This window comes from Anabaena sp. CCY 9402-a (genome assembly GCF_963920945.1).
In the GTDB taxonomy this organism is placed as follows: domain Bacteria; phylum Cyanobacteriota; class Cyanobacteriia; order Cyanobacteriales; family Nostocaceae; genus Trichormus; species Trichormus minutissimus.
Genome location: NZ_CAWUDL010000081.1, coordinates 21,363 through 28,677, shown reverse-complemented (window position 1 = coordinate 28,677; position 7,315 = coordinate 21,363). Strand labels below are relative to the sequence as shown.

Below are 7,315 nucleotides of genomic sequence, written 5' to 3'. Positions count from 1 at the left end.
TGAGTGCTGAGTTGTGAGTGCTGAGTTGTGAGTGCTGAGTGCTGAGTGCTGAGTGCTGAGTGCTGTTAGCGGTAGCGGGGCGTTTAGCCCGTGCTGAGTGCTGAGTGTTGAGTGCTGTTAGCGGTAGCGGGGCGTTTAGCCCGTGCTGAGTTGTGAGTGCTGAGTGAGGAGTTGTGTTAGCGGTAGCGCGGCGTTTAGCCGGTGCTGAGTGAGGAGTGCTGGGTAAGGAGTAAGGAGTGAAGTTTCTACTCAGGACTCAGGACTGGGAACTCAGCACTCTCAAGTTAACAAGCGGACTTGTGAGCCTTCTTGTGTCTTATTCACCTCAATTCTGGCTTGGAAGGCTTCTTTAAGGTGGGGCATATGGGTGACTGTGAGGATGCAGGCGAAATCGTTGGCGATCGCATTAATGGAGGCAATCAGGCGATCGCATCCTTCTGCATCCTGTGTGCCGAAACCTTCATCGATAATCAATAACTGTAAGGCTGCTCCGGCTCTTTGTGCTAATAATTTCGCCAAGGCTAACCGAATTGCAAAGTTAATTCTAAATGCCTCTCCACCAGAGTAAGTCTCATAGGCGCGTGTGCCTCTAGCATCGGCGATTAAAATATCTAAGGTGTCAATTAATTTGGCGTTTTTCTTCGTAGATTTACCGCTTCTTCCGGCTTTTTGTGTGATAAATTGTACGTGCAGTTGATTAGCACTCAGCCGTGACAATAGTTGATTTGTCTCTGCTTCTAGTTGAGGTAACACATTCTCAATCATTAAAGCTTGGATGCCATTTTTACCAAATGCCTGCGCTAATTCCTGATACACCCGATATTGTTGTTTAGAAGTTTGCAGTTGTTGCTGTTGTTCTTCATACTGTGTATGCAGAGTTTCCAGTTGCAGAGCTAACTGTTCTAAACGCCCCAATTGGGTGATACATTCATCAAGTTGCCTTCTGCGGGTTGCTATTTGCTGCTCTAAAGCTTGAATCTGTTCAATAGGATTGGCAGATGTAGCTAACTGCTGCTCAATACTGTTAATTTGGCTAACAAGTTGTTGTCTCTCTTGCAACCTGGTATTTCTGGATGTCTCTAAATCTTGTAATCTCGCCTGGAGTTGGGGATACTGTTGCTGGGCTGACAACAATTGTTGATGGCGCAATTGCCACGATTGGGCTTGACGTAGGGCGGTGCGGATCTGGTTGTGCTGTTCTGAACTATAGGCAAGTTCGTTAATTTGACTCTCAATCGCAGCGATTTGCTTGGCACATTCAGAATCAATTTGTTCTTGCTGGATTCTGGTTTGTAATTGAGCAATTTGAGCTTGTAATTCTGGTTTACGGGCTGCTAATTGGGCTTGACGTTTAGCAGCATCTTTCATTTGTCCTTGTTTAATTTCTGCCCATCGCCATCTTTCTACTTCGCTACGAGCTAGAGCATGGTCTTGCTCATTGTAATTGAGTTGTTGGAGATATTGTTCTAGCTGCCTGAGTTCGGCTTGCTGAGTGGGCGCATAATCACCAGCTTGCAGCGATCGCTCTAGGTGTTGTTTTTCGGCGGCTAGTTGCTGTAAATGCTGTTCGGCATCGCTGGTTGATTGCAACTGTGCGGCTAATTGTCCTCTTTGCTCCCGTAAGCCATCATAAGCATTCAATTTCTGGAATATTTCCTTATATTCTTGCCTCAGCAATTGAATTTCTCTATCGGAAACCGCCATTTGTTCCCGGAATACCCACAATTGCCCCTCTGTTTCTTTATACTCATCCTTAGTTTTATCTACAACGCGATTCCAGTGATGCTCATCTAAGGGGCGTTCGCACAATGGACAAATAGCATCGGGAGTGCGGAGCATTTGCAATTTTTGTTCTAATTCTCCCAATAATCTTTCATATTCTCGATGTTGCGCCTGTAGACGTTCGATAAAGTGCCGTCTTTCTTGCCCTTTCTCCTGGACTCGTTGCAGATAAACCCGATCTTTATCCATTTGATCAATCTGCATCGCCACTTCCATGACTGCTTGTTGCAGTTGGGGTTGGCGTTGAGAAGAGCGTTGCAGTTGATTTTCTGTGACTTGTAGCTGTTCTAGTCTGGCTACTAACCCAGCATGAACGCGATCTAAATGACTTTGTAAATTTTGTCGCTGCTGCAATAAAGGCGAGACTTGCATTTGCAGTTCATCTAAATGGGTAAGATGGCGACGTGCGGCGGCTAGTTGGGCTAATGCTGTTTCAATTTCCCCTGATTTAGCGAGGGTTTGCTGAATTTCTTGCTCTTGCTGTTGTAAGGCGGCTAGTTGTCCTTGGACTTGTTGCAGTTGACGTTCTAACTGATGAATTTGTTTAGTGAGTTGTTGCTGCTTTTGTTGACGTAGGGCAGTTGCACGGGTATATTCGTCAAATTTGATGGCGAAGGCTTCTTCTTGAGATTGCAGATTTTGATAATGGGTGAAGCCATTTTTAATCTCAGTTTCCTGGTTGATGAGTGCGGCTAACTGGGTAATTTGACTGTTAATAGATGACTGCTCTTGTTGTAGGCGATCGCAATCTTGAGTTAAATTCTGATATTGCTGCTTGACAAAATTTAGCTGTTGTTCCCAATTTATGCGTTGGTGTTGGACAACTTGCAAACTTTGTAATTGAATATTATCAAAAGCTTGTACTTGTTGTAATTGGTTAATTTCAGCTTCTAATTCTGCCTTTTTAGTTTGAGTTGTATGACGTTGCTGTAGTTGAGTTTTAATTGACTCTAAAGAACGCTCTAATTCCTCAGCCCTAGCTTTAAACTGACGAGATGAGTCTTTGGCTCGTTCTTCTAATTCATCATACTGATTCAGTTTTAACAACTCCGCTAAAATCTCTTTGCGTTCACTCGGACGCTTGAGCATGAATTCATCTGCACGTCCTTGACGCAGATAGGCAGAGTTAATAAAAGTATCATAATCGAGCTTAATGTATTCTAAAATTAAATCCTGTGTTGCCCTTATTCCTTTACCAGTCAAGGCACGAAACCCAGAGGGTGTCTCAATTTGAAACTCTAGACCCCCAGCCGCGCCTCTAACTCGGCTACGGATGATGCGATATTTTTGTTGATTAGTTTGAAAAGTAAAATCAACTCTAACTTCCTTTGCACCAGAATGAATTACATCATCTTCAGCAGCAGCACGGCTTTCACCCCAAATTGCCCATGTCATTGCTTCGAGAAGAGATGATTTACCTGCTCCATTAGAACCACAAATACAAGCCGTATGCAAACCACGAAAATCTAAAGTTGCATCACGGTAACTAAGAAAATTTTTGAGGATAAGTTGTACTGGGATCATTCAGGCTATATCGCCACATTTACAGATTATTAGCTAGCAGTACAGATGCACTCTTTGATAGTTTATCTAGGTGTTTATCAGGTTTCTAGTTTAAGTGTCCGCAATTTTACGAAAATTAACAATAGTTATGCGGGAATTTTGCTGGAAAGGCGATCGCCGCGATTCGCTATTCTAGAAAAGTAAATCATTCCCTGATTGCATAATGGTTGCTTTACCCGATAACATTTTGATGAGCGCAGAAGAATATCTGATTTGGGAACTCACCCAAGAACAACGCTACGAATATTGGGATGGTGAAGTTGTAGCGATGACTGGTGGAACACGCAACCATAATCGGGTTTCTGGAAACTTCTTCAAATTCTTAGATGATGCCCTCGCAGATCGCGCCTGTGAAGTATACATTGTAGATGTGAAAGTGCAGGTAGAACCGGGTCAAAAGTATTTTTATCCTGATGTCGTAGTGACTTGCGACGATCGCGATCGCGAACCACAATTGGTACAATTTCCCTGCTTAATTATCGAAGTGCTATCACCTTCAACAGAAGCAGCCGATCGGGGGAAAAAGTTTGCCGCATATCGTCAATCTCCAACCTTGCAAGAATATGTCTTAGTACAAGTGGCTCAACCGATTGTGGAAGTATTTCGGCGCAATGAACTGGGGAAATGGGTACTGTCGGAGTATAATTTGGACGACAGATTGTTACTGGAATCAGTGAATGTAGAAATAGCGATCGCCTCTTTGTACCGACAGGTTCAGTTTGAAGCGGAAGAAACTGAAAATCAATAGATAATAGCATTTCTAAACATCAGCTGATAGATATCTACTGGGTTACTAATTTCAACACCCAGTCTTTTAAAACTTTTGGGGAAGCAAGCTACGCATAGCGTCTGCAACAGGATAGGCGACTGTTGCAGACGCTACGCGACTTGTAAATACTACCTTCCAAACTTCTCCCCTGTGAAGCTATTTAGAAATTGGCGAAGGCAAATCTTAGATATTTACCTAATTATCTTGACATTACCGAATTATTTTTATGCTCTGGAGGATCAGCTTGCTAATGATAATTTATCGTTATTAACGCCATTCAAGATATCTTCGTAAGTGTCAAAAATCTCAAATACTGAGTCTAATTGTGTCAGTTCTAAAATTAGCCGTACAGGGGTTTGTACGTTACACAAAACTAAGCGACAACTATTTTGTCTTGCTGATGTGATGGCTTTCACTAATGAAACTAACCCAGAACTGTCCATAAAATCTACTGCTGCTAGATCAATTACCCAGAGTTGATGGGGTTGAGGAACGATTTCAGCAATCTTTTCACTCAAAGCCTTACCATCCTGTAAGTCTATACTTCCTTGGGGCTTAAACAAAACCACTTGCAATTCTTGTGTGAGAGTCATAAATTTAACCAAGTAGTTGAAACACTTAAAAAAGCAGGAAGAGGAAATTCATACTGGTGATTTGTCACTTGTAAAATCATGTCCACATCTACTAAAATTAGTAATTGGCAATCATTAAAAGTTGACGCGATCGCTTCAGTATTTATTCCGTATAATTTATTTTAACATTCCTCAATATAGGCACAAACGCCTAATGATTTCCGTATCAATCGTATCTTTTACAGAAATTTCATATTTCTCCGAGGTTTTTATAAATTTTTTATAATAAGTTATTGATTTATTTGAGTTTATATGTATTTATGCTATTAACTGATTGATATTTGATTGTCAATCGTAAATTACTGATGAATAATATAGATTTAAATTTAATATATTGATGTAATACCTTGATTGACACCCCACCTATAAACAAGCAAAGATGTATGTAAAGTAAAAAATTGTAAAGGCGGCGGTGCGGGATGTCTCTTGAGTTGATTTCACTTGAAAACATCCAGGAGTTTGCCCATCATTACGGTTACTGGGCTATTTTTTTGGGAATATTGCTAGAAAACTTGGGCATTCCTCTTCCCGGCGAAACCGTAACCTTAGTGGGTGGCTTTCTAGCTGGTAGTAATGAATTGAATTACTGGATAGTTCTTGGTATTGCCGTGAGTGGTGCTTTCATTGGTGGAATTTGCGGCTACTGGATTGGTAGACTAGGCGGCTGGTCTTTTTTACTACAAGTAGGTAAGATATTTCGGATTAGTGAAGTGCGATTGTTGAATATTAAAGAGCAATTTAGCCAAAACGCAGCGAAAGCTGTATTTTTTGGCCGCTTTTTTGCCCTATTACGCATCTTTGCTGCACCACTAGCTGGTATAGCTGAGATGCCTTTCCGAACATTTTTGGTATACAACATTTTAGGAGCAACCGCTTGGGCTAGTTTAATGGTGACGTTAGCCTTTTTTGCAGGTAAGATTGTTTCCCTGGAACAATTGGTAGCTTGGGTTAGTCAGTTTGCAATTTTAGCTTTACTCATACTTGCAGCTTTGATTCTTATCCCTCTGTGGTTGGAATCTCGTCAAGTTAAACAAGCCGCAGAAGATTAGAAAAAATTGACCTCTCCCCGCCATAAATGGACGGGGATTCTAAGCTGTAACTACGGGGAGGGCTAAAGCCACTCCCCTAGGTTTTTTATTTTTTCCTTTATCTAGTTTTCTGCGCCCAAATACGAGTAGGTAGTCCCCATACGTAAATGAAGCCTTCAGCCGCTTTATGGTCAAACTGATCTTCAGATCCATAGGTTGCTAAGTCCGGAGTATAAAGTGAATTATCACTCCATCGCCCAACTATCGTTGCATTACCTTTAAAGAGTTTCAAGCGGACAGTTCCAGATACTTGTTCTTGTGTCTTTTGAATAAACGCATCTAAAGCACCTTTCAGTGGACTGTACCACAAGCCGTTGTAAACTATTTGGCTATAGGTTTCTTCAATTCCCCGTTTGTAATGGCTCACATCTGCGGTTAAGGTCAAGCTTTCTAAATCTCTGTGGGCTTGAATTAGCACTAACATCGCTGGGGATTCATAGATTTCTCGTGATTTGATCCCCACCAAGCGGTTTTCAATCATGTCAATGCGCCCGACACCATGATTTCCCACTACTTGATTCAGTTCTTGCATCATCTCTACAGGGTTTTTAGTTACACCATTGAGAGTGGTGGGAAGACCTTGAGTAAATCCAATCTCTAAATATTCTGGCTCATTGGGGGTATTAGCGATCGCCTTGGTCATTTCATAAATTTCTTCTGGTGGCTCAAATCGGGGATCTTCCAACACACCAGCTTCAACGCTACGACCAAGCAAATTCTTGTCAATACTATAAGGAGAAGACTTTTTCACTGGGGCTGGAATCCCAAATTGTTCACCGTAGGCGATAGTTTCTTCTCGGCTCATCCCCCATTCCCGCGCCGGTGCGAGAATCTTCAAGTTGGGATTTAATGCAGCACAGGAGACATCAAAGCGTACCTGATCGTTTCCTTTACCAGTACAACCATGTGCGATCGCATCAGCACCATATTTTTGTGCAGCTTCGACCAGTATCTTAGCAATTAATGGACGAGCCAGGGCAGTTCCTAGGGGATAGCGATTTTCATAAAGGGCGTTAGCTTGAATTGCCGGAAAAGCATAGTCTTTGATAAAGCTATCTTTCACATCCGCCACGAGGGATTCACTTGCACCCGATTTTAGTGCTTTTTCTCGAACTGGTTCTAATTCATCTCCCTGACCTAAATCTGCTGCTAACGTAATCACCTCTTCTACGCCCCACTCTTTTTTGAGGTAGGGAATGCAAACGGAGGTATCGACTCCACCAGAATATGCTAGAACAACCTTTTTGGCACGACCCATTTGTTTCTCCACTTAGGAAAACACCATAATTAATGAGTCATTATTATATCTAACTACATCATGTATATTTTCTTAATGCAACAAACAAACTTTTTGTGATGTAGGGGTCTAAGGGTTTAGGGGTATAGTATTCAATTTAGAGATTGTCTTCAAAAGAAATTTGAGAGCTTTAAGTGTCGGGGTGTATTGTAGGTGTTTAAGGCTCAAAACAGTTCAGTGAAAC

6 protein-coding genes are annotated in these 7,315 nt (G+C 41.9%); 3 read left to right on the top strand and 3 right to left on the bottom strand.

The window, feature by feature from the left end; translation table 11 throughout:
• Positions 1-279 precede the first annotated feature (279 nt).
• Positions 280-3,306, bottom strand: coding sequence for an exonuclease subunit SbcC (gene sbcC, locus ACM0OR_RS23385; protein ID WP_414578954.1), 3,027 nt, complete (start codon positions 3,304-3,306; stop codon positions 280-282).
• Positions 3,307-3,351: 45 nt separating this feature from the next.
• Between sbcC and ACM0OR_RS23380 the strand changes: the two genes are divergently transcribed.
• Both ACM0OR_RS23380 and ACM0OR_RS23375 read left to right on the top strand, forming a co-directional pair.
• Positions 3,352-3,489 (top strand): hypothetical protein, encoded by a 138-nt coding sequence (locus ACM0OR_RS23380; RefSeq protein WP_414578953.1) that lies wholly within the window; start codon positions 3,352-3,354, stop codon positions 3,487-3,489.
• A gap of 19 nt (positions 3,490-3,508) precedes the next feature.
• The gene (locus tag ACM0OR_RS23375; RefSeq protein WP_414578952.1) at positions 3,509-4,093 is read left to right on the top strand and encodes a Uma2 family endonuclease; all 585 of its coding nucleotides are present in this window, start codon (positions 3,509-3,511) and stop codon (positions 4,091-4,093) included.
• Between the two features lie 260 nt (positions 4,094-4,353).
• Here ACM0OR_RS23375 and ACM0OR_RS23370 read toward each other — a convergent pair whose 3' ends face one another.
• Positions 4,354-4,707, bottom strand: coding sequence for an STAS domain-containing protein (locus tag ACM0OR_RS23370; RefSeq protein ID WP_190703644.1), 354 nt, complete (start codon positions 4,705-4,707; stop codon positions 4,354-4,356).
• A gap of 458 nt (positions 4,708-5,165) precedes the next feature.
• Here ACM0OR_RS23370 and ACM0OR_RS23365 point away from each other — a divergent pair, with 458 nt between their 5' ends.
• Positions 5,166-5,795, top strand: coding sequence for a DedA family protein (locus ACM0OR_RS23365; protein ID WP_190703641.1), 630 nt, complete (start codon positions 5,166-5,168; stop codon positions 5,793-5,795).
• Positions 5,796-5,892: 97 nt separating this feature from the next.
• Here ACM0OR_RS23365 and ACM0OR_RS23360 read toward each other — a convergent pair whose 3' ends face one another.
• Positions 5,893-7,092, bottom strand: coding sequence for an argininosuccinate synthase (locus ACM0OR_RS23360; protein ID WP_414578951.1), 1,200 nt, complete (start codon positions 7,090-7,092; stop codon positions 5,893-5,895).
• Between the last annotated feature and the right edge of the window lie 223 nt (positions 7,093-7,315).

What these genes read in the sequence shown, in the direction of transcription:
- sbcC (WP_414578954.1), bottom strand. Translation starts at nt 3,306, where the DNA reads ATGATCCCAGTACAACTTATCCTCAAAAATTTTCTTAGTTACCGTGAT.
- ACM0OR_RS23360 (WP_414578951.1), bottom strand. Translation starts at nt 7,092, where the DNA reads ATGGGTCGTGCCAAAAAGGTTGTTCTAGCATATTCTGGTGGAGTCGAT.
- ACM0OR_RS23380 (WP_414578953.1), top strand. Translation starts at nt 3,352, where the DNA reads ATGCACTCTTTGATAGTTTATCTAGGTGTTTATCAGGTTTCTAGTTTA.
- ACM0OR_RS23365 (WP_190703641.1), top strand. Translation starts at nt 5,166, where the DNA reads ATGTCTCTTGAGTTGATTTCACTTGAAAACATCCAGGAGTTTGCCCAT.
- ACM0OR_RS23370 (WP_190703644.1), bottom strand. Translation starts at nt 4,707, where the DNA reads ATGACTCTCACACAAGAATTGCAAGTGGTTTTGTTTAAGCCCCAAGGA.
- ACM0OR_RS23375 (WP_414578952.1), top strand. Translation starts at nt 3,509, where the DNA reads ATGGTTGCTTTACCCGATAACATTTTGATGAGCGCAGAAGAATATCTG.